2 protein-coding genes are annotated in these 1,835 nt (G+C 69.8%); both read right to left on the bottom strand.

From position 1 onward, the window contains the following. Positions 1-1,323, bottom strand: a 1,323-nt coding sequence (locus LQT98_RS23585) for a glycosyltransferase (RefSeq protein ID WP_231465669.1), incomplete at its 3' end; no start/stop codon positions are given. Positions 1,324-1,441: 118 nt separating this feature from the next. Then, positions 1,442-1,835: methyl-accepting chemotaxis protein (locus LQT98_RS23580; protein ID WP_231465667.1), on the bottom strand; the 394-nt coding region annotated here is incomplete at its 5' end.

The following is a 1,835-nucleotide window of genomic DNA, read 5'->3' as shown; positions in this document are numbered from 1 at the left end:
GCCGGCGTTTTCCGTTCCGTTCGAGACCGGCCCCAGCAACGCCCGTTCCACACAATCCAGCGAACGCGCCGGCTCCGCCCCGGCCATCCGCGCCGCCAGCTCGCGGCAGGACTGGCGCACGCTTGGCGCCGCCAATAGCCGTCGCAGCCGTTCATGCATGCGCGCGCCGGACAAGCGCCGCGCCAGCAGCACCTCGGCCACGCCCAGGCGCTTGGCGCGCAAGCCATTGTCGAACTGGTCATAGGCAAAAGGCACGATCAATTGCGGAATGCCGGCGCGCATCGCGTCGGCGGTGGTGCTGACGCCGCCGTGATGCACCAGCGCCGCCACGCGCGGCAATAGCGTGGCGAAAGGCGCGTGCGCCTGCCACAGCACAGAGTCCGGCAGAGCCGGCGGCAACTGCGCCGCGTGCGGCGTAACGAAGATCCCGCGCCGCCCCAGCCGCAGCAAGGCCAGCAGCGCGGCGTCGAAGAAAGCCGCCGCGTGCCGATGGCCGGTGCCCGGCGTGAACACGATGGGCGCGTCGCCAGCGGCCAGGAAAGCCTCCAGCTCCGCGCTCAGGCCGGCTCCGGCCGCCGCCGGCAACATGAAATCGCCCTGCGCGCATGGCCGCGGCCAATCCGGCTGCACCGCGGCGAACCAGTCGGGAAACAGCGCCACCGATGCATTCGGCGCCCGCAGCATGTGCTCGAAGAAATGCGGCTCCGCCGCCAAGCCGCGCTGCGCGCGCGCCGCGTTCAAGCCGGGCAAGGTCTGCGCATTGAACCAGCGATGCAGCCAGCGCCACAGCAGGCCGGTCACGGCCGGCGGCAGCCAGCCGGGGATGCGCAGCGAGCCCAGGCTCAGCAGATCGTGACTGCTGCACAGATTGGACGGCGCGAGATAGGCGGCGACGATGCGCAAATCCGGCCGCGCCGCGCGGGCCAAGGCCGCCATCGGCACCAGGACGGGATGACACAAAACCACGCAGTCCTCATCCGCCGGCAGCGCCCGCACCCGCTCCCGCAAGGCATCCAGATCCGGAACCAGGCTCTCCCACAGCACGCCCCAGCTCTTGTGCTCATGCCATAGGTCGGGATTGTCCAGCGCCGCCTGTTCCCGCTCGATACTGCCGAACAGCCAGTACGGCAGGCCGGCCGCCCGCGCCGCCTCCTCCTGCAAGGCCGGCGCCAGCAGCAGCACCCGGTGGCCGCGTTCGCGCAGCCCGCGCGCCAGCGCGATAAAGGGCTGCATGTCCCCGCCGGTGCCGCTGGACGCCACGATGATCAAAGGACCGCGCGCCGGATCCACGCCGCCAGACGGCAACGACTGCTTCCGCTCCATGACCTGCCTCCGTGCTTTAGCTTGGCAAGCCAGTTTACGCCAATGTCATTTGTTCGGCAAAAAGAAAACCGCCCGAGGGCGGTTGCGTGTGCATGGCGACCCTGCGCCGCGCCATGGCTTAGAGCGTGAACTGCTGCACCACGCCGCGCAAGGACACGCCGCGCTCCAGCAGATTGACCACGCCCTGCTGCGCCTCTTCCGCCGCCAGGCGGTTTTCCTCGGCCGAGCTGCTGACCGACTCCACGCTGCCGGCCAGATGCTGCGAAGCATTCGCCTGCTCGCGCACCGCCGCCGAAATATCGCCCATGCCGCGCGACACGCCCTGGATCTGCACCGAGAAGCCCTGCAAGGTGTCCTGTGCCTCGCCGGCGTGGCTGACGCTGGCGTCCACCCGGTCCACCGCCGCGCGCATGCCGGCGATGGCGGAAGCGGAATCCTGCTGCACCGAATCTATCATCGAGCCGATTTCCACCGTGGCGTTGGCGGTGCGTTCGGACAGCTTGCGCACCTCG

Source organism: Chromobacterium aquaticum (assembly GCF_021129195.1).
Taxonomy (GTDB): Bacteria; Pseudomonadota; Gammaproteobacteria; order Burkholderiales; family Chromobacteriaceae; genus Chromobacterium; species Chromobacterium aquaticum.
The sequence above is the reverse complement of the archived record's forward strand: the minus strand, read 5'-3'. Positions and strand labels throughout refer to the sequence as shown.